This is a genomic window from Rhizobium sp. R635 (genome assembly GCF_002211285.1).
GTDB lineage: Bacteria > Pseudomonadota > Alphaproteobacteria > Rhizobiales > Rhizobiaceae > Rhizobium.
Map to the genome: position 1 here is coordinate 38540 of NZ_LOKX01000002.1, position 19011 is coordinate 57550.

General features: G+C 60.2%; 14 protein-coding genes and 4 tRNA genes. 12 read left to right on the top strand and 6 right to left on the bottom strand.

The window, feature by feature from the left end; translation table 11 throughout:
* The first annotated feature begins 637 nt into the window (after positions 1-637).
* Positions 638-714: transfer RNA gene (locus ATY78_RS03020), tRNA-Pro, on the top strand.
* A 70-nt stretch (positions 715-784) separates the two neighbouring features.
* Here the strand turns inward: ATY78_RS03020 and ATY78_RS03025 are convergent.
* Together ATY78_RS03025 and ATY78_RS03030 are read right to left on the bottom strand one after the other, a co-directional pair.
* Positions 785-1273 (bottom strand): DUF192 domain-containing protein, encoded by a 489-nt coding sequence (locus ATY78_RS03025; protein ID WP_088680879.1) that lies wholly within the window; start codon positions 1271-1273, stop codon positions 785-787.
* A gap of 1 nt (position 1274) precedes the next feature.
* Positions 1275-1853: a cold-shock protein gene (locus ATY78_RS03030; RefSeq protein ID WP_088680880.1), complete on the bottom strand. Its 579-nt coding sequence runs from the start codon at positions 1851-1853 to the stop codon at positions 1275-1277.
* A gap of 195 nt (positions 1854-2048) precedes the next feature.
* On the opposite strand from ATY78_RS03030, the gene gloA reads away from it, so the two are divergent.
* The 5 genes from gloA to ATY78_RS03055 all read left to right on the top strand — a co-directional run bounded on the left by gloA (position 2049) and on the right by ATY78_RS03055 (position 4419).
* Positions 2049-2489, top strand: coding sequence for a lactoylglutathione lyase (gene gloA / locus ATY78_RS03035; RefSeq protein WP_088680881.1), 441 nt, complete (start codon positions 2049-2051; stop codon positions 2487-2489).
* 165 nt (positions 2490-2654) lie between these two features.
* Positions 2655-3740 carry a D-Ala-D-Ala carboxypeptidase family metallohydrolase gene (locus ATY78_RS03040; RefSeq protein WP_088680882.1) on the top strand — a complete coding sequence of 362 codons (1086 nt, stop codon included), beginning with the start codon at positions 2655-2657 and terminating at the stop codon, positions 3738-3740.
* A 198-nt stretch (positions 3741-3938) separates the two neighbouring features.
* Positions 3939-4013: transfer RNA gene (locus tag ATY78_RS03045), tRNA-Glu, on the top strand.
* Between the two features lie 78 nt (positions 4014-4091).
* Positions 4092-4166, top strand: a tRNA-Glu gene (locus ATY78_RS03050).
* A gap of 178 nt (positions 4167-4344) precedes the next feature.
* Positions 4345-4419, top strand: a tRNA-Glu gene (locus ATY78_RS03055).
* 47 nt (positions 4420-4466) lie between these two features.
* Here the strand turns inward: ATY78_RS03055 and recJ are convergent.
* Together recJ and ATY78_RS03065 are read right to left on the bottom strand one after the other, a co-directional pair.
* Positions 4467-6269, bottom strand: a complete 1803-nt coding sequence (recJ, locus tag ATY78_RS03060) for a single-stranded-DNA-specific exonuclease RecJ (protein ID WP_088680883.1) — start codon at positions 6267-6269, stop codon at positions 4467-4469.
* An 80-nt stretch (positions 6270-6349) separates the two neighbouring features.
* Positions 6350-6595: a hypothetical protein gene (locus ATY78_RS03065; RefSeq protein ID WP_088680884.1), complete on the bottom strand. Its 246-nt coding sequence runs from the start codon at positions 6593-6595 to the stop codon at positions 6350-6352.
* Between the two features lie 455 nt (positions 6596-7050).
* On the opposite strand from ATY78_RS03065, the gene ATY78_RS03070 reads away from it, so the two are divergent.
* Genes ATY78_RS03070 through ATY78_RS03095 form a run of 6 tightly spaced genes read left to right on the top strand, consistent with a single transcriptional unit; the run spans position 7051 to position 16250 of the window.
* Positions 7051-8076 carry an NAD-dependent epimerase/dehydratase family protein gene (locus ATY78_RS03070; protein ID WP_088680885.1) on the top strand — a complete coding sequence of 342 codons (1026 nt, stop codon included), beginning with the start codon at positions 7051-7053 and terminating at the stop codon, positions 8074-8076.
* 13 nt (positions 8077-8089) lie between these two features.
* The gene (locus tag ATY78_RS03075) at positions 8090-9268 is read left to right on the top strand and encodes a glycosyltransferase (RefSeq protein ID WP_088681034.1); all 1179 of its coding nucleotides are present in this window, start codon (positions 8090-8092) and stop codon (positions 9266-9268) included.
* On the top strand, positions 9262-12264 hold the full coding sequence (locus ATY78_RS03080) for a trifunctional glycosyltransferase/class I SAM-dependent methyltransferase/polysaccharide deacetylase (protein ID WP_088680886.1): 3003 nt from the start codon (positions 9262-9264) through the stop codon (positions 12262-12264). The genes ATY78_RS03075 and ATY78_RS03080 overlap by 7 nt, the downstream gene beginning before the upstream one ends.
* A 5-nt stretch (positions 12265-12269) precedes the next feature.
* Entirely contained in the window at positions 12270-13346 is a 1077-nt protein-coding gene (locus ATY78_RS03085) for a glycosyltransferase family 2 protein (protein WP_088680887.1), read from the top strand.
* Positions 13343-15094 carry an ABC transporter ATP-binding protein gene (locus ATY78_RS03090; RefSeq protein WP_088680888.1) on the top strand — a complete coding sequence of 584 codons (1752 nt, stop codon included), beginning with the start codon at positions 13343-13345 and terminating at the stop codon, positions 15092-15094. The genes ATY78_RS03085 and ATY78_RS03090 overlap by 4 nt, the downstream gene beginning before the upstream one ends.
* A gap of 4 nt (positions 15095-15098) precedes the next feature.
* Entirely contained in the window at positions 15099-16250 is a 1152-nt protein-coding gene (locus tag ATY78_RS03095) for a glycosyltransferase family 2 protein (protein WP_088680889.1), read from the top strand.
* A 33-nt stretch (positions 16251-16283) separates the two neighbouring features.
* Here ATY78_RS03095 and ATY78_RS03100 read toward each other — a convergent pair whose 3' ends face one another.
* Positions 16284-17609: a homoserine dehydrogenase gene (locus ATY78_RS03100; protein WP_088680890.1), complete on the bottom strand. Its 1326-nt coding sequence runs from the start codon at positions 17607-17609 to the stop codon at positions 16284-16286.
* 64 nt (positions 17610-17673) lie between these two features.
* Positions 17674-18891, bottom strand: coding sequence for an LL-diaminopimelate aminotransferase (locus tag ATY78_RS03105; protein WP_088680891.1), 1218 nt, complete (start codon positions 18889-18891; stop codon positions 17674-17676).
* Between the last annotated feature and the right edge of the window lie 120 nt (positions 18892-19011).

Here is a 19011-nt window from a genome sequence, read left to right on the forward strand (position 1 = left end):
CCGAATGTTTTGGTCTCAATCCCGTTGCCGGGCTTTTGCTTCATCGCCAAGGATAATGCGAAGAGATGAATTTGCTTATCCGCGAATCCCCGGTTTTTCAAGAAAAAAGGCGGCGCATGACACTGCCGCCGGCTCCATCTCGTGACGGTCGGCGTGGCGAAGAAACAAGTATCGGCAGCCGAAGCGCCTGTGGATACATCCTCCGGGAAGGCGGCTGCCGCGCCTTGAAATTCAAGGGAATTTGCCAGGCCGGATTGCGCTATGTTACCGATTGTCTCATGTTGTGATTGCAACCAGATTGCCGCATAGGCTCCTCGGCACTAGTTTACGGCCAGTCGGGTTCCAGGGATTGCAGTCATGATGAGACGTTCGGCAGAGTTCAATGCCATTATGATCGGGGCTGGCATTACGGCTTTCTTCTACGTTGCCATCAGCTATGCCCAATATATCGGCCTGCTCGGCCGGGGCTGAGGCAGGCCCTTCGTCTTGACGTTCAGTTGTGCCCGTAAGGCAAACCGGCGCTCCATAAGTTCTTTGCTGTTCGTATCCACACATCAGGCGAGGAATCTCCTGCAAGCGCCGGATTATGGGTTGCGACGGAGAAGTGAACCGTGTATTCCCCCTGCCATTCACGGTACGGAGTGTAGCGCAGTCTGGTAGCGCATCTGGTTTGGGACCAGAGGGTCGGGAGTTCGAATCTCTCCACTCCGACCATTCAATATCCTGATATTGTTGATTTCTTGCGCCCGCACGAGCAGTCACGTGCGCGGGCTAGGCGTCGCCGTCACTTGGCCTTGTTTGTCGTCGTGGCGCTGACGATCCTGTCGCCCGGCTTGATTCCGAGTTTGGCGACGACGCCGGCGTTGAGTTCGACGACGTATTTCACCTCGCCCATCGAATCGATGATGTCGCGGGAATAGGGCGTGGCATTTTCCTTGATGTGGCGAATCGTGCCGGTGTCGTCGGCAAAGAGCATGTCGAGCGACAGGATGGTATTTTCCATCCACATGGCGACGCGCCGCGATTGGCCGAAATCGAAGATCATGCCGGCGTCAGCGGCCATCGTCTTGCGGAACATCAGCCCGCGGGCACGCTGATCGGCTGATGAGGCGACCTCGACGGTGAAATGCAGCGTCTTGCCCGCAGCGGTCTGGATGAGCAGCGGTTGCTTGTCGAACCTGATCTCGTCCTCGGCCAAAGCCGGCAGAGCGGCCATGAAAAAAAGCGCCATAATGGCGCTTATTATCGCATGAAACAGAATGGGGCCGCGCATATCAGTGCGACCGGCTTGCCGGGCTCGGTACGTCGGGATGGATTTCCGCAGCCATCAGGCCCTTTTCGCCGTCGCCGAAGCGGACGAGGACGACCTGGCCCGGGCGCAGTTCCGTCAGGCCGAAGCGGCGGAGCGTTTCCATGTGCACGAAAATGTCTTCCGTGCCCTCGCCGCGCGTCAGGAAGCCGAAGCCCTTGGTGCGGTTGAACCACTTGACGAGGGCGCGCTCGAGCCCGCTCGTCGCGGTGACCTGCACATGCGTGCGCACCGGCGGCAGCTGCGAGGGATGGACCGCCGTCGACTGGTCCATCGAGAGGATCTTGAAAGCCTGGTAGCCGCGCTCGCGGCGCTGGATGAGGGCGACGATGCGCGTTCCCTCGAGGATCGTCTGATAACCGTCGCGGCGAAGGCAGGTCACGTGCAGGAGAACGTCCTGCATGCCGTTGTCAGGCACGATGAAGCCGAAACCCTTGGCGACGTCGAACCACTTGACGACCCCGGTGATTTCGACAAGATCGACCGCCTCACCCGACAGCTCGTCGAGATCGGAGTATTGGTTCGCTGAAATCCTGTCTGCCATTGTCGCCAGCCCCTCGAATACGCGTCACACTGTTACGGTTAACTGATTCTTGAAATCAAGATTAACATCTTGGTAACGGATAAGCGCAAGTCCTAGTTTTCGGTTATTCCCAGCTGCACATTTTATAAAGATGACTTGCCCGAAGCTGACCACGGCTGGCCGAAAAGGGCTAGCCCCAATAAAGGAGTAAATAGAATGCGTTATCTCCACACTATGGTTCGCGTCAAAAACCTGGACGCTTCGCTCGCCTTTTATACCACCCTGTTCGGGCTGGAGGAGATCCGCCGCCACGAAAACGAGAAGGGCCGCTACACCCTGGTTTTCCTGGCCGCTCGCGATGATGTCGACCGTGCGCGCAGCGAAAAGGCCCCCTGCCTCGAGCTCACCTACAACTGGGATACGGAAGATTATAGCGGAGGACGCAATTTCGGCCACCTTGCCTATGAGGTCGACGATATTTATGCGACCTGCCAGAAGCTGATGGACAACGGCATCACCATCAACCGCCCGCCGCGCGACGGGAACATGGCCTTCGTGCGCTCGCCGGACGGCATCTCGATCGAAATCCTACAGAAGGGCAGCCCTCTTCCGGCCGCCGAACCCTGGGCCTCGATGGGCAATACCGGCGCCTGGTAAGGCTTTTCGCCGCCAGGCTTTTGCGAAGCTTGCGGCTTTTGCGATTTCGGGTCCGGCCGGCGCCTTGGCGCTTGCCGCGATCCGGCCCCGCAGGCAATCTCCGGCTGACTCGAAGCGGTAAAAGGCGTTTTTGCCCGTTTTCCGCATCAACTGGAGACCGGTCGCTTGCGTAATACTGAGCTGCGGATGCCCCTGACGGGCGCTTTGCTGATCGCCACTTCGGTGCTGGCGCTGGCTGGTTGCGTGTCGGACAAGAAGGCGCTCGATTCCGCCGCGGCCATTCCAGCGGCGTCGGCAGTGCAGGCTGCGGCACCTCAGGCTGCCGCTGCAGCGCCTGCAACATCCGGCCGACGCTCGATGTACACCGATCCTCACCTTGTAAACGTCTCCGGCGCTCAAGCCGCTCCTCAGGTCGTTGCGCAGGATCCGAATGCCGCCGCCCCGCCCGCAGATCCCGCAACGGCGGCGCCCGCCAATATCGGCGGGCTCGTCATGCAGTCGACCCGGATCAATGCGCAGGCGATGAGCATCTTCTCCGATCATCAACCGGCGCCGCAGAACAACAGCACGTCCACCATCATTCAGCCGCAGGGCGTCAATTCCTATGCGCCGGCCGAAGGCGTCTCACCCGCGAGAAGCAGCGTCTACAGCCAGCAGCCCGTGTCCGGACAACAGGCGGAGCCGGTGCTGCCGCAACAGTCCTCGCAAAATACCAGCACGCAGGTGGCCCCCGTTCAAACCGCATCACTGGCGACCGGCAGCATTCCAGCCTCGACCATGAATGCGCTTTACAGCGCCCCGAAACAGAACCTGCTCGGCAGCCTCTCGGGCCTCCTGCACAAGACGGCCCTCCCCGGCATGACGCGTATCGCGCCGAACGGGCTGCATCTTCAGAACGACAATGTCGAAGTCGGCTGCTTCAAGCCGGACCTCTTGAAAATCATCAAGGCCGCCGAGACCCATTTCGGCCGGCCCGTGATGGTCACGTCAGGCTATCGCGACGAAGAGCATAACCGTCTGGTCGGCGGCGCCGACGAATCGATGCATAAAAGCTGCGAGGCCGCCGACATCCAGATCGACGGCGTATCGAAATGGGATATCGCCGCTTATATCCGCTCGCTGCCGAGCCGCGGTGGCGTCGGTACCTATTGCCACACGGATTCGATCCATGTCGATACCGGCAAAACCCGTGACTGGAACTGGGGTTGCGGCGGTAAACGCGCGCCAATAACGACCGCAAGAGCGATCTGATCCCGCAAGGGCGAATTGGCATAACGCAACGTCAGATCACACCCACCGGCTTGCAGCAACGCTCACAAACCATTGATTCGGCTAACCTAATCCACAATAATATGCCAGCCGAAATATCTGTCATTTTTTTGAAAAAAATCGAATTTGCCGCTTGCCGGATTGAAAGTGCCTGACTATAAGGGCGCCACCACGAAGGAAGCGCCCTTCGTCTATCGGTTAGGACACCAGATTTTCATTCTGGGAAGAGGGGTTCGACTCCCCTAGGGCGTGCCACTTTCCCTCAATTATCGCAGTATTTCGTGATCTGCTTGCAGATGTCACTGCGCTTTCCTATTTTAACGAAGTTGGCCTGCGCCCTTCGTCTATCGGTTAGGACGACAGATTCTCATTCTGTAAAGAGGGGTTCGACTCCCCTAGGGCGTACCAGCTTGGTCGTGTAATCCGGCCGAAACCCTCCCCAACGCCGATCTTTCTCCGGCTTCGCCTTCCCGCGGCGGCGCGGTTTTCCACAGCCGAAAAAAATCGACGAAAACGATGATTTTTTCGCGTCTTGGCGCTTGCGGCTTTCGAAGGTGCTGACTATAAGGGCGCCACCACGAAGGAAGCGCCCTTCGTCTATCGGTTAGGACACCAGATTTTCATTCTGGGAAGAGGGGTTCGACTCCCCTAGGGCGTGCCACTTCTTCTCTCCAAATCCCATGTCTTTCAAGCGCTTGCGCGTCAGTCCTATTTCGCCGGCGCTGCGTCGCAGACGCGTAGCTGGATGCGGCGCGCGCCCTGGTAATGATCCGCGCCGAGCGAGCCCGCGACATGCAGGCTGGCGCCGCGTGAGTTGAGCAGCAGGTTGCCGAGGGCCGTGTCGGCGGCGCGGAAAGCGATGCCGTCGAGCCTCGATCCGTCCATTGCCTCCAGCGTCACCTTCACATGTTTCTCGCCGACGAGCCGCGCATCGCGCACACGATGCGCAGGCACCGCAAAGAGCGGTTGCGAATGGCCAGAGCCGTAAGGACCGGCGGCCTCCAGCCGGTCGATGAGTTCCAGGGTGGCGCCGCTCGCGCCGATCGCACCATCGATCTTCAACGTCTCGTTGGCGACGAGGCCGGCAACCGTCCTTGCGGCCTTCTCCGTGAAGAAGGTCCTCAGCCTGCCGAGATCGGCGCGCTCGACCGTTAATCCTGCGGCCATGGCATGGCCGCCGCCCTTGACGAGAATCCCCTCATCGACCGCAGCCCGCACCATCTTGCCCATGTCGAAGCCGTTGATGGAGCGGCCGGAACCGGTGCCGCGGCCGGAGGGATCGAAAGCGATCGCGAAGGCGGGCCGCTTGAACTTCTCCTTCAGCCGCGCCGCGATCAGGCCGACGATGCCGGGATGCCATTTCTCGTGGGCCGTGACGATGACGGAGGCCCCCTCGCCGTCGCCATATTCGGCGAGCGCCTCGGCTTCCGCTTCCTGCAGCATGATCGCCTCCATCGCCTGACGCTCCCGGTTGAGCTCGTCGAGGCGCTGCGCGATCAATTCCGCCTCCCCGGCATCTTCGAGCGTCAACAGGCGGCTTCCAAGCGCCGCATCGCCGATCCGCCCTCCGGCATTGATGCGCGGGCCGATCAGGAAGCCGAAATGATAGGGTGTGACGGGACCTGCGAGCCCCGCCTTGCGAAAGAGTGCGGCAAGCCCGGCATTGCTCTGGTGGCGGGCAGCGACCAGCCCCTTCACCACATAGGCGCGGTTGAGGCCCTTCAGCGGCACGACATCGCAGACCGTCGCAAGCGCCACGATGTCAAGCCATTGCAGCAGGTCGATCGCCAGGATGCGCTTGTTGCCGGCGGCGCGCAGCAATCTCAGCGTCGCGACCAGCACCATGAAAACCACGCCGGCAGCGCAAAGATGTCCCTGCCCCGAGAGATCGTCCTCGCGGTTCGGATTGACGAGCGCATGGCAGGGCGGCAGCGCGTGTGTCACCTGATGGTGATCGATGACGACGACATCGATGTTGCGCGCGGCAGCGGCAGCTAGCGCCTCGTGGCTGGTGGAGCCGCAATCGACGGTGACGATCAGTTGAGCGCCGTTGTCGATCAATTGGTTGATCGCAGTCGGATTAGGCCCGTAACCTTCGAAGATGCGGTCGGGAATATAAATGTTCGCCTTGACGCCGAAATGGCTGAGAAAGCGGAACATCAGCGCCGAAGAAGCCGCTCCGTCGACGTCGTAGTCGCCGAAGATCGCGACGTTCTCGCCGCGCTCGATCGCACTCACAAGGCGGGTGGCGGCCTTTTCGCAGTCGGTCAGCTTATGGGGATCGGGCATCAGGCTGCGGATCGTCGGATCGAGGAATTCGATCGCCTCGTCCACCGTCACGCCGCGCCCGGCCAGCACGCGGGCGATCAGATCCGGCAGTCCGTGGATCTGCGACATCGCCAAGGCCCGGTTCTGCCCGGCCTGATCGAGCCGCGCGACCCAGCGATTGTCGAGCGCGGATTTCTCCACGCCGAGAAACGCGCGCTGTACCGGATCGACGAGATCTGCCATGCCAAACTCCGCTGACTTCATCTGCTCTTTTTACAGGAGCAGCGGAGATAACATAGCGACGGGTTTGCAGACACGGCTTTTTACCAGAATATCGCCCAGATGATCAGGGCGATGCCGGCCAGCTGCACCAGCAGGAACGAAAACAACGTCAGTAGAATGGCCCAGTTTCGGCCTTCCCTGTCCTTGCCGCCGTCAATCCACTCCCGAGCCTCTCGGCGAGTTTCATGGCGGATCGGTTTGAGGGCTTCCTCGAGCATATCAGGACGCTCCGGCGGCACCTCACTCGGTAAGCCATGCCCCTTCCCGGCATGGCTGTCCTTATTCATGAAAATCTCCCGGCCGACGACTCACCACTTCCGGTTTAATTCTATCAATATTTCGGTATCTGTTAATATAGGCTTCCGTTAGGGGATGTTACACAAGTCACAAAAAGTTTTGCGGCTGAACCGGCGTACAATAAGGCGGTTGTGAAAAACTCGAAACCGGCAAAAAGAAGCCTGCGTCTCAATACTGCCGAAAAGAAATATTCAAAGCGATCATAGCGGTCGAGCGGTTCGATCGCCGAGCGGATGGCGGCCCGGAATGGACCCCGAAGAGACGTCTGCCGCTGCTTTGAGACCACGCTTCTCGATGAACGGCTTCATGACCTCGCGCAATTGACCATCGTCACAGCGCCTTCGCGTGCATTAATGTTAATAATATCAATAGCGCAGGGGTAGATTGACTTCGTTATATCACGAGAGACTAATTAAGGCATAACAGCCATGTAGGAGTTGGCGAAATGAAGAGAGTTCTAGTAGCAGGCGGGGCTGGTTTCATTGGTTCGCACATGTGCGACAAGCTTTTGCTTCGCAACGATGTCGAAAAGCTCGTCGTCGTCGACAATCTCTGGACCGGCCGGGCGGAGAATCTAGCGCACATCAAGGATTCGCGGTTCCATTTCGTCCGCTCCGACGCCGAAACTCTTCAGACATCGGAGAAATTCGACGAGATCTACCATTTCGCTTCTCCGGCCTCGCCGCCCTGGTACATGAAAGAACCGAAGCGGACGATTGCCGCAAACCTGCTCGGCGCCTTCCGCCTGCTCGACCTCCTGAAGAAGGGCGGCCGCTTCTGCTTCACCTCATCCTCGGAAGTCTATGGCGATCCGTTGGTCTCGCCGCAGCCGGAAAGCTACAAGGGCCAGGTCGACTGCACCGGGCCGCGCTCTTCCTATGACGAAAGCAAGCGCTGCACCGAATCGCTGCTGTTCGAGCTGCAGCGCACCGAAGGCCTCGACGTCAGGGTCGTGCGTCCGTTCAACTGTTATGGGCCGCGCACGCGGCCGGATGACGGCCGCGCCGTTTCCAATTTCATCACCCAGGCGCTGAGCGGCCGGCCGATCACCGTCTTCGGCGACGGGCTGCAATCGCGCAGCTGGGGTTATGTCGACGATATCACCGAGGGCTTTGCCCATTATTTCTGGATGAACGAGACCGATTACAAGGGACCGCTCAACGTCGGCAACGACCGCGAAATCTCGGTGCTCGAGGTCGCCAAATATGTCTCCAGCCTGATGGGCGGCGTGCCGATCGTCTTCAAGCCGTCGCCGCCGCAGGACCCGACGAACCGGCGGCCTGACCTGACCAACGCCAAGTATGTGATGCCGGAATGGTCCTGCAAGATCAGCTATGAGGAAGGTGTCGCCAAGACCCTCGACTGGTTCAGGGAGGAGATGAAGCCGCGCGCTCCGAAATCCAGTTCAATCGTCGCCCACCGCGCGCGCCAGGGTAAATCCGTGCAACTGAGCGGTTTCTCCAGCCTATGAGATGAGCGTGCCGATGAGGGGAACGATCCCGCGCGACATGAAAGACGTCGTCTTTCCCATGCCCACCCACTACCTGGATCTCTCCTCGTATGATGCCGGTGCGGATGCTCCGGCGATCGGCGCCGGGCTCGTGGTTTTCATGTCCGAAGGTCTTCCCATGGGCCAGGCCTATGTCGAAACGACCGAAGATCCGGCTGCATTGTCTGCAAAGACCGTGCAGCCTGACATTATCGAACATGCGCGGCGGGTCACGCAGGCGCCGATCGTGAACCGCGATGTCAGCGTTCTCATCTGCACCAAGGATCGGCCAGAGGAACTTGCCCGGTGCCTGGCATCCGTGCCGAAGCAATCCCTTCCTCCGGTCGAAATCATCGTGGTCGACAACGCATCGGCCGGCGATGCCACGCGTCGCGTCGTGGAGGCGGCCGGCGCCACCTATGTCCGAGAAGACAGGATCGGGCTGGATTATGCCCGCAATGCTGCCGTGCGCGCTGCAAAGACCGAATTTGTCGCATTCACCGATGATGACGTGGTGCTTCACGAACGATGGCTCGAAAATCTGATGAAAGCGTTCGATGCGCCCGAAATCGGATGTGTCACCGGCCTTGTCCTTCCCGGAGAGCTTTCCACGCCCGCTCAGCTGATATTCGAAACCCATTGGGGGTTCGGCCGGGGTTATCGCCGCAAGGACTTCGATCAGCACTTCTATCGCCAGAACGAACGATATGGAGCACCGGTCTGGCTGGTCGGTGCGGGAGCAAGTCAGGCGTTTCGCCGGAAGGTATTCGATGATTCCGGCTTGTTCGATGTCCGGCTGGACATGGGAGCGGCCGGCTGTTCCGGCGACTCCGAATTCTGGAATCGCCTCCTCCATCACGGCCAGACCTGTCGTTACGAACCGACGGCGGTCTCGTGGCATTTCCATCGTAAGGAGATGGAAGGACTGGCGAAGCAGATCCATCAATATATGAGCGGCCATGTGGCGGCGCTGCTGGTCCAGTACCAGAACACCGGCAATCGAGGCAATTTGCGCCGCATCCTGGTCGCACTTCCCCAGTATTATTTCAAAAGGTGGAAAAAGCGGCTGAGAAAGGGAGCGACTTCGCACGACTTTTTTCTGAAGGAAGAGGTTCTCGGCAGCCTACATGGCGCTTTTTATCTTCTCAGCCGCTGGAAAATGCAGCCATGGTGACTGCGCCGAAGCCTGCAATCTCATTTCTCATCCCGGCCTTCAATGCCGCTGCCACGCTGGAAGACTGCCTGGGCAGCCTGAAAAATCAGACGGTCACAAGCTGGCAGGCGGTCGTGGTGGACGACGGTTCGCGCGACGAAACCTGGGAGGTGCTCGAAAGCCTTGCCGGGGCAGACAGCCGCATCACGATCCACCGCCAGCCAAACGCCGGCGCCGCCGCGGCGCGCAACGCCGCCGCCGAGCTTGCGCTTGCCCCCCTGCTCTGCATGCTCGATGCGGACGATTGGCTGGACCCCACATTCATCGCGAGCATGATGCCGGTCGCCAAGGACCAGTCTCAGCCTGTCATAGCCCATTGTAGCTATCGCCGCGTTACATCAGATGGCCGGATGCTGAAGATCGAGGACGCGCCCGATCTCATGGGCGATCGCGCAATCCAGGAGTTGTCGTCTTTCTGTGCGCTGGCCATTCACACGGCGGTCTTTCCGCGCAGCCTTTTCAAGCAGGTTGGCGGTATGGATGCCGCGCTGCAAACCTGCGAGGATTGGGATCTCTGGCTTCGCATGGCGCTTGCCGGAGCCCGTTTCGAACGAGTGGGCAAATGCCTCGCCTTCTACCGCATGAAAGCGGGCTCCCTGTCGGCTGACCCGATCAAGATGGTGCGGGATGCGGTTTTCGTCACCAAAAGGGCTGAGGCTCTGCAATCGGAGCGCGGCTTGCCGACGCAGCATGAGGACGCCGCCTGGCTGACGCCGGCCCTCAGCCAGCTTCGCATGCTGGTCTGGGTTGCTTCGGCAAATCTTTGCCCGGAAGCCGATCTCGCGAAACTGGCCGAGCTTCTGCCGGAATTTCCCGATGCTTCAGGCTCCGAAGATCTTATGGCCTTGGTGATCCTTCATGGGTTGAGGACGGGGCGGCTGGTCCAGAATACCGCCGACTTGATTGACGTCATCGACTCCTGGGCGCCGGCAGTTTCTCACCTCCTCAGCCTTATCGAACGCCATTCGCTTCCCGGAACCGCACGAAAGATAGAGCAGCTTCTTGCCTGGCGATTGTCGTCGGAAGCGGTCTCGCGTTCTTTCAAACTCGGGCGTGTCCAGACGGCCGGCGTCGACGTCAAGCGGCTCGCCAGGATTACCAAGGCAGCCGAAGCCGATACGCTGCTATTCCAGCTTTCGGCCGGTCAGGAGCATGTCGGCACCCATGTCGGGCCGCTCTGGGGGGATCTGTCCGTCGGCGCACAAGTGCATCTGATCGTCAGGGAAATGTATGCGGGCGACCGGCTGCCCACGCCAATGACATTCGCCTATGCGCGCCGTTGGTCTTCCGAAGCGCTGCGCAACTACAGAGGCTTTCTTGGAATCCTTCGGCGGGGAGGAAGGCGGCGGGGGCGGCTCAGCCGCCTCGTGCGCTCGACACGCGAGAATGCCCTTGTAAAATCGTCCGCGGACGGCGGGAAAAACAATGGCCCCTCCTTTTCGAAGGCAGAGCCGGGCAGTGAGCCGTTGCATAACGCCGTCGCGGCCGAGCATCGCGAAAAACAAACTGGAAAAGAAGCCGTTCCCTCCGAGGCCATTTCCAAGGAAGAATATTGGGAGCGCGTCTTCGAGCGTCCCGATCCCTGGAATTATCTCTCCATCTATGAACAGGTCAAATACGAGCAGACGCTGAGCCTGGTGCCCGATGACATAGGCAAGGCCCTGGAGCTTGCCTGTGCGGAGGGAATATTCTCCGCAAAGCTCGCGCAGAAGGTCGGGATGCTGACGGCCACGGATATCTCCAGGCGCGCAATCGAAAGGGCATCCGAACGATGCCGGGAGAGCCGCAACGCCGAGTTTCGTGTCCTTGATTTCGCAGGCGACGACATTCCGGGCGGGCAGGATCTGATCGTGTGCTCGGAAGTCCTCTATTACATGGATGACGAAGCAGTCCTGGAACGGGTCTGCCGAAAGATCGCCGCGGCCTTGAAGCCGGATGGATATCTGATCACCGCTCACGCTCATCTTCGGCGTGACGAGCCTGATAGAACCGGTTTCGATTGGAGCAATCCGTTCGGCATCGGCACGATCAGGAAAGTGCTTTCAAACCTGCCGGAACTGACGCTGGAAGAAACGATCGAGACCGAGCTTTACGCCATTCACCGGTTCCGCAAGCGCGAGACCTCCGCCCACACGATGCGGGTCGAAAAGCATGGGGTTCCTTTGGAAACCGATGTGGCCAAGCACATTATCTGGGGACCCGCCGGCGTCGATCGACAGGCGGCGTGGTCGAACGAGACGACGATGTCGATTCCGGTGCTGATGTATCACAGGATCTCGGGCGACGGCCCGGATCGGCTGCGGCGTTACCGGATCGCACCTGACATATTCCGCCAGCAGATGCAGTTTCTGCGACGGCAGGGCTATTACACGCTGACGACGCATGTTCTGGCCCAATTGCTTCGGGCCGGAAAACCAATCCAGGGGCGACCTGTTGTGCTGACGTTCGACGACGCCTATGTCGATTTCCTCACCCATGCCTCTCCCATCCTTGCCGAGAACGGCTTCGGGGCTGATGTTTTCGTGGTGACGGACAAGGTGGGGGGCCGATCGGACTGGGATGCCTCCTACGGTGAGCCGGCGCCTTTGATGTCGTGGCAGGATATCGAGGATCTCCATCGACAAGGCATCCGGTTCGGCTCTCATCTGGCGTCTCACCGGCCAGCAAGCGCGCTTGATAACCGCACATTGCTCACCGAAGCGGTCCTTTCCCGCAACACGCTGGAGAACCGTCTCGGCGCTGCCGCGACCTCCATCGCACTTCCCTACGGCAGTACGGATTTCCGCGTTCCGGGCATCCTGGCGGAGGCTGGTTATGAGATCGGCTTTACCACGAAGCCGGCCAAGGCGGAGTTTTCGGACAAGCTGCTCTCCCTTCCGCGGCTGGAAGTTCGCGGCGACTTACCCATCAAGGCTTTTGCCGAAATGATGGGTCAACCCGACGCCTTCATCGGATGAGCGCCATGACCACCAGTTCCCCTTTGGTTACCGTCGTCATCCCCGCATACAACGCGGAAAAGACGTTGGCGCAAACGCTGCGAAGCGTGTCGGCCCAGACCTATGAACAGCTGGAGATACTCGTCGTGGACGATGGTTCCCGGGACGGAACCTTCGAATTGGCAAAGGAGTACGGCCTTTCCGATCCCCGCGTCCGCCTTCTCCGCCAGGAGAACGGAGGCGTTGCGCGCGCACGCAACCACGGCGTCCGGGAAGCAAGAGGCAGCTACGTCGCACCAATCGATGCCGATGATCTCTGGCACCCCCGAAAAATCGAGATGCAGGTTCAGGCGCTCGGGAAATTCCCCATGGGCCGCGGCGTCGCCTACAACTGGTATGCGGCAATTGACGGCAGCGACGTGATTTTCGGCCATTCGAGACCCGTGATCCATGAGGGTGACATCTTCGAAGCGATGGTCAGGGAAAATTTCATCGGCAATGGCAGCACGCCACTTATGCCGCGTGATGAGGTGCTGGCGTGTGGCGGTTATGATGCCGGCCTGCGCGACCAGGGAGCCGAAGGATGCGAGGACCTGAAGCTTTATCTGGCATTGGCAGAAAGGCTGCCCTTTGCATTGGTTCCTGATTTCCTGACCGGATATCGCTTCACCGCCGGCAACATGTCGAGCAATGCCTCGCGTATGCTGAAATCGCACGGCCTTGTGATGGCCGATATCAAGCAGCGCCATCCCGGTCTCGCCGAAACGGCGACCCTGGCGGAATTCGATACGGCACGCTGGTATTTCAAGAAGTCGTTCTACGGCGGCGATTACGCCCAGGCCATGCAACTGGCGCCCCTCCTCGTCAGGAGGTTTCCGTCAACGCTCGCCGTCCGCACGGCCAGGGATCTCTGGCGGGCTGCAAAACGCCAACGCAGGCGATTGGTCAAGCGTATCTCCGGCAAATCGCCCGCCCCGCCGAAAGGGGCGGTACCGATGAGCATTGCGCTCCCCGCCAGCGGCACGTCGTTTTATGAGCTTGTCGCAGCGAAGTCAGCCGGACGGGCCGGCCATTTCAGCGAGCCCCGGGCGGATCGTTTATGACGAAGCTACGGAAACCCATTGGCGGCAGATCGGCGAGCGCATTCAACATCATTGTCGCGGCGCGGTTTCGCGAGCTTCTGGAGCTCGTTCCCTCGCTCCGGCTTAAGACCTCGATCCTGATCGTCACCGGCATCTTGACCGGCCTGTCGGAAATGGTGGGGATCACCTTGCTGGTCAGCCTGGTTTTCGTGCTCAGTCAGCAAGGTCCTTTTTCCGGCTCGGCCGTCGCCTGGCTTCCGGCCGTCTTCGGCGGATTCGAATCCTCCCTGACGAAACCGATGCTGGTCGCCATCCTCGTATGCGCGATCATCCTCAGGATCGTTCTCGGCTTCGTCAACGAGATCGTCGCAAGCACCGTCAGCCATCAGATCAGCGAGAGCATTCGTCAGCGGCTCTATGCAAAGATCCTGACGATCCCCTTCCAGCGATTTCAGCACTATGAGCGCAGCGACCTGATCAATGTGATCGCAACCGAATCCTATTCGGTGGCCTCGGCTCACGCCAGTCTCGTGCGGCTTGGCGTCAATCTCGGCACCATTGTAATCTTCGGGATTGGAATGCTTGTCATGGCATGGCCGATCGCCGTGCTCGCGGTGGTGTTCGGCGTCATCCACAATCTGAGCCTCGGCTTGTTTGCCGCCGCCTATCGGCGTCTCGGGGCCACCAGCCTTTCAGCGGTGGAAGAACTCACCCATGTGACCTGGACCACGCTGCAAACGATGAAAGCGGTGAAGAGTTTCGGGCTGGAAGATCGTTACAAGGGTCTATTCGAGACCTTGTCCAGGAAGGTGGGGGAAACCTGGCGCCGCTCCGACCGGATGGGGGCAGCGACCTCGCTCTTGAGCGAGACGCTGACATTCGGCGTGATCCTGACGATCATCCTGTCCTCGCAGGTCCTGCCGGTGGATTTCCAGGCCGCCCTGTCTGCCACCATCCTTCTTTACAGGCTCCAGCCGCATATCAAGCAGTTCGATTCACAGCTGCTGCGCTTGCATGAAATCGAAGCCTCTCTGCAAAACGTGCTGGCGCTGACTGCTGAACAGGACGACGCCAGGAACATCGCAGGCGGAGACGACGTTTCGCATCTCAAGCGGGAGATCGTCTTCCATGATGTGTCCTTCTTCTACGAGGCAGCCAAGATGCCGGCCGTGAACCATGCCAGCTTCTCGATCAAGGCCGGCGAGACGACGGCTCTGACCGGACCTAGTGGCTCCGGTAAAACGACGATCATCAACATGCTTCTCGATCTCATTCAGCCGACCGAAGGCCACATCACAATTGACGGCAAGGCTCTCTCGACAATCGAGCGCTCCAGCTGGCTGCGGCTGCTCGCGGTCGCCGGCCAGGATGTCGAGCTCATGGAGGGCACCGTCCTCGACAATATCCGCTTCCGTCGCGATATTTCCGAGGAGGAGGTTCGCCGGGCCGCGGATATGGCCTGCGCCACCGAATTCATCGAGAATCTGCCTTACGGTTTCGACGAATGGCTGGGAGATGAGGCGATAAGACTTTCAGGCGGCCAGCGGCAGCGGATAGGCCTGGCCCGCGCGCTCGCGGGCCGTCCGGAGATCCTGCTGCTGGACGAAGCCACCAGCGCGCTCGACGAACCGACCGAAGCGCGCGTGCTTTCCCTCCTGCTCAAGGAATATGAATCCCGTACACTGATCATCGTCAGCCACAGATCGGCAACCACCGCATTGATGAAGAACCAGATCCGCCTTCATCCGACTGCGGTTGGGGAGGAGTAGTGCGATGGGCGATACCTCTCTCTCGGAAGTACAGGTTTCGGTCATCATTCCCGCCTATAACGCGGGCCGCTACATTGCCTCGACGCTTCAGTCGGTCACCGGGCAGACACACGCGAATCTCGAAATTCTGATCATCGACGACGGCTCTACGGACGAAACCCCTGATATCTGTCGTCGGATCGCAGCAGACGATCCCCGAATCCGCATCATTTCCACGGGAAATCGAGGGGTGGCCGCAGCGCGCAACATCGGTATCGAGGCGTCGACATCAGATTATATCGCCTTCGTCGACGCGGATGATCTCTGGCATCCTTCCTATGTCGAGACCTTGCTGTCGGCGCTTCATCCCCTGCCCCCCGACTGGGGCGCCGTCTATGCGCTTCACCGCATCATTGATTCCGAGGGCTATTGCACGAGAGCCAGCTCCGGCCTGAGTGCGAGAGGGACGGTGCTTGCCCGTCACCTCATCTTTCGTTTTGTCGGAAACGGCAGCGGCCTGATGATCCGCCGCGCGGTCTATGACGAGATCGGCGGTTATGATTCTGCCTATGCAGAACACGGGATCGGCGGGTGTGAGGATCTGGATTACGAGCTGCGGGTCGCCGAGGCGTTCAAGATCGAGGCTGTCCCACTTGGTCTGGTGGGATACCGGATCCATTCGGCCGCCATGTCTTCCGACAGTTCCAGAATGGCTCGATCGCTCCTCGCGGTATATGAAGGCGCCATAGCCCGCAATCTGCAGCTTCCCCGATGGGTCGTCGACTGCGCGCTCGCATCGGTCCATCTCTACGCTTTTTCGAAATTTATCGCCGCGAAAAATTGGAAAAACGCGGCCAATTCACTGAAGCAAATCTTCCGTTTCAGCCCGCGTCTCGCCGGCATCGTCTTCTTCGGCTTAATCCTGTCCAAATTGCGCAGAGCCGCACGCAGAGCATGGTCGAAGCTGGTAACGACCAAGAATAATCTGATGAAATTTGAACAGGTGGATCCGCAGGCGCCCTTGGGCGGCGGCCTGTCGAGCTTTCGAACGGAAAAGCTGTTGAAGCGGCTGTCCGAAGTCGATCGGGCGCTCGACATCTCGCATCACCAACGGAGAAGCGAGATGTCTTTTACCAATAACGCGCCGCTTGGAAACGGCGACCCATTCGCCCTTTGACGTCGGGGCGGGTTCGTCCGCTTCCGACTGGACTCAGCCTTCCTCTTTCGGCCGCTCGATCCGGATCACCTGCGGTTCGCCGAAGAGATAACCTTCCGACTTGATCGAGGCCACGGCCTTGCGCACCGATTCTTCCGTCGTCGCGTGGGTGACGAGAATGATCGTCTGGTGGTGAGACGGCGCCAGGTGCTGCTTGGAGCGCTGGACGATCGATTCCAGTGAGATGTGGTTTTCGGCCATGCGGGTCGCGACGCTTGCAAAGACGCCGGTGCGGTCGAGCACGGTCAGGCGGATGAAATAACCGCCCTCATGGCTCTGCATCTGCGCCTTGCGGTAGGGCTCCAGCGCCTTGGCGGGATGGCCGAGCACCGGAACGCGCTGGGCGCCCGGCTGGCTCTTGGCGATATCAGCGATATCACCGAGTACCGACGAAGCCGTCGCATTGCCGCCGGCGCCGGGACCGACCATCAGCAGTTCGCCGAGCACGTCGGATTCGATCGCCACCGCATTGGTGACGCCGTCGACCTGGGCGATGACCGAATCGACCGGCACCATGGTCGGGTGCACGCGCTGCTCGATGCCGGTATCGGTGCGCTGGGCAACGCCGAGCAGCTTGATGCGATAGCCGAGCTCGGCTGCGGCGTGGATATCCTCGATCGAGATATTGGTGATGCCTTCGAGATAGATGTCGTCGGCCGCGATGCGATTGCCGAAGGCGAGCGTCGTCAGGATGGCGAGCTTATGGGCGGTATCGTTGCCTTCGATATCGAAGGCGGGATCGGCTTCGGCATAACCCAGCCGCTGCGCCTCCTTGAGGCATTCGGAAAAGGAAAGCCCCTCCTTCTCCATCTTGGTCAGGATGTAATTGCAGGTGCCGTTCATGATGCCGTAGATGCGCGAGACGGCGTTGCCCGTCAGCGATTCGCGCAGCGCCTTGATGACGGGGATACCGCCGGCGACCGCCGCCTCGAAATTCAGCAGCGAGCCCTTCTCTTCCGCGATCGTCGCAAGCTCGACGCCGTGGTAGGCAAGCAGCGCCTTATTGGCTGTCACCACATGGAGACCACGCTGGAGCGCTGCGCGCACAGAGACGTTGGCAGCCCCTTCGGCGCCGCCCATCAGCTCGACGAAGACGTCGATATCGCCCTTTTCAGCCAGTTCCTCAGGCCGATCGAACCAGGTGACGGCAGAAAGATCGACGCCTCGGTCCTGCGTCTTGTCGCGCGCGGAGACCGCGGTGATCGTAATCGGACGCCCGCAGGTGACGGCAAGCTCGTTGCTCTTCTGCTGAATGATGCGGACGAGCGAAGCGCCAACGGTGCCCAAGCCCGCAATGCCGATTTTGAGGGCATCTGCCATGGATCGATCCTGAAATGTCTGGTGAGAGACAGCCGCAGGTCTGCGGCTGTCTTCGAGGTTGAAATTAACGGTGGGCGTTGAGCGAGATGACGTTGTGCATCGTCTCGTCAGCCGTCGACATGAACTTCTTGATGTTGCGCGCAGCCTGGCGGATGCGGTGTTCGTTCTCGACGAGCGCCAGACGAACGTAGTCGTCGCCCATCTCGCCGAAGCCGATGCCCGGAGCAACGGCGACGTCGGCCTTCTCGACCAGCAGCTTGGAGAACTCAAGCGAACCGAGATGACGGAACTTTTCCGGGATCTTCGCCCAGGCGAACATGGTGGCGGCCGGCGGCGGCACTTCGAAGCCGGCCTTACCGAAGCTTTCGACCATGACGTCGCGGCGGCGCTTGTAGACGTTGCGGACTTCCGCAATATCGGAGCCATCGCCGTTCAGCGCGTGGGTCGCCGCCACCTGGATCGGCGTGAAGGCGCCGTAATCGAGGTAGGACTTGACGCGGGTGAGCGCAGCGATCAGCCGCTCGTTGCCAACGGCAAAGCCCATGCGCCAGCCGGGCATGGAAAAGGTCTTCGACATGGAGGTGAATTCGACCGTCACATCCATTGCACCAGGCACTTCGAGAACCGACGGCGGCGGAGTGTCGTCGAAATAGATCTCCGAATAGGCAAGGTCGGACAGCACGATGATGTCGTGCTTCTTGGCGAAGGCAATGACGTCCTTGTAGAAATCGAGCGTCGCGACAAAGGCTGTCGGGTTCGAGGGATAGTTGAGAATCAGCGCCAGAGGCTTCGGGATCGAATGCCGGACCGCGCGCTCAAGCGGCGGGAAGAAGGTCTCGTCCGGCTCCACCGACATCGAGCGGATCACGCCGCCCGCCATCAGGAAGCCGAAGGCGTGGATCGGATAGGTCGGGTTCGGGCAGAGGATCACGTCGCCGGGCGCGGTGATCGCCTGCGCCATGTTGGCGAAGCCTTCCTTGGAGCCGAGGGTGGCGACCACCTGCGTATCCGGGTTCAGCTTGACGCCGAAACGGCGGGCATAATAGGCGGCCTGGGCGCGGCGCAGACCGGGAATGCCCTTGGAGGAGGAATAACGGTGCGTGCGCGGGTCCTGCACGACCTCGCAGAGCTTGTCGACGATCGCCTGGGGAGTGGGAAGGTCAGGGTTTCCCATGCCGAGATCGATGATATCGGCGCCGCCCGCTCGCGCGCTTGCTTTCAAACGGTTGACCTGTTCGAAAACATAAGGCGGCAAACGCCGGACTTTGTGAAACTCTTCCATTTCATTCCCCATGGAAAGGCGGCATTTCGGGCCGCAGTCGAAGTTCGTTCCGTCTCCCGGCGGCTGCGACACGAACTTCAGAATCGCAGCGCCGTATTCATCAGACCCAAGCGACACGGC

What these genes read in the sequence shown, in the direction of transcription:
- ATY78_RS03025 (WP_088680879.1), bottom strand. Translation starts at nt 1,273, where the DNA reads ATGCGCGGCCCCATTCTGTTTCATGCGATAATAAGCGCCATTATGGCG.
- ATY78_RS03030 (WP_088680880.1), bottom strand. Translation starts at nt 1,853, where the DNA reads ATGGCAGACAGGATTTCAGCGAACCAATACTCCGATCTCGACGAGCTG.
- gloA (WP_088680881.1), top strand. Translation starts at nt 2,049, where the DNA reads ATGCGTTATCTCCACACTATGGTTCGCGTCAAAAACCTGGACGCTTCG.
- recJ (WP_088680883.1), bottom strand. Translation starts at nt 6,269, where the DNA reads ATGGCAGATCTCGTCGATCCGGTACAGCGCGCGTTTCTCGGCGTGGAG.
- ATY78_RS03065 (WP_088680884.1), bottom strand. Translation starts at nt 6,595, where the DNA reads ATGAATAAGGACAGCCATGCCGGGAAGGGGCATGGCTTACCGAGTGAG.
- ATY78_RS03070 (WP_088680885.1), top strand. Translation starts at nt 7,051, where the DNA reads ATGAAGAGAGTTCTAGTAGCAGGCGGGGCTGGTTTCATTGGTTCGCAC.
- ATY78_RS03075 (WP_088681034.1), top strand. Translation starts at nt 8,090, where the DNA reads ATGAGGGGAACGATCCCGCGCGACATGAAAGACGTCGTCTTTCCCATG.
- ATY78_RS03080 (WP_088680886.1), top strand. Translation starts at nt 9,262, where the DNA reads ATGGTGACTGCGCCGAAGCCTGCAATCTCATTTCTCATCCCGGCCTTC.
- ATY78_RS03085 (WP_088680887.1), top strand. Translation starts at nt 12,270, where the DNA reads ATGACCACCAGTTCCCCTTTGGTTACCGTCGTCATCCCCGCATACAAC.
- ATY78_RS03090 (WP_088680888.1), top strand. Translation starts at nt 13,343, where the DNA reads ATGACGAAGCTACGGAAACCCATTGGCGGCAGATCGGCGAGCGCATTC.
- ATY78_RS03095 (WP_088680889.1), top strand. Translation starts at nt 15,099, where the DNA reads ATGGGCGATACCTCTCTCTCGGAAGTACAGGTTTCGGTCATCATTCCC.
- ATY78_RS03100 (WP_088680890.1), bottom strand. Translation starts at nt 17,609, where the DNA reads ATGGCAGATGCCCTCAAAATCGGCATTGCGGGCTTGGGCACCGTTGGC.
- ATY78_RS03105 (WP_088680891.1), bottom strand. Translation starts at nt 18,891, where the DNA reads ATGGAAGAGTTTCACAAAGTCCGGCGTTTGCCGCCTTATGTTTTCGAA.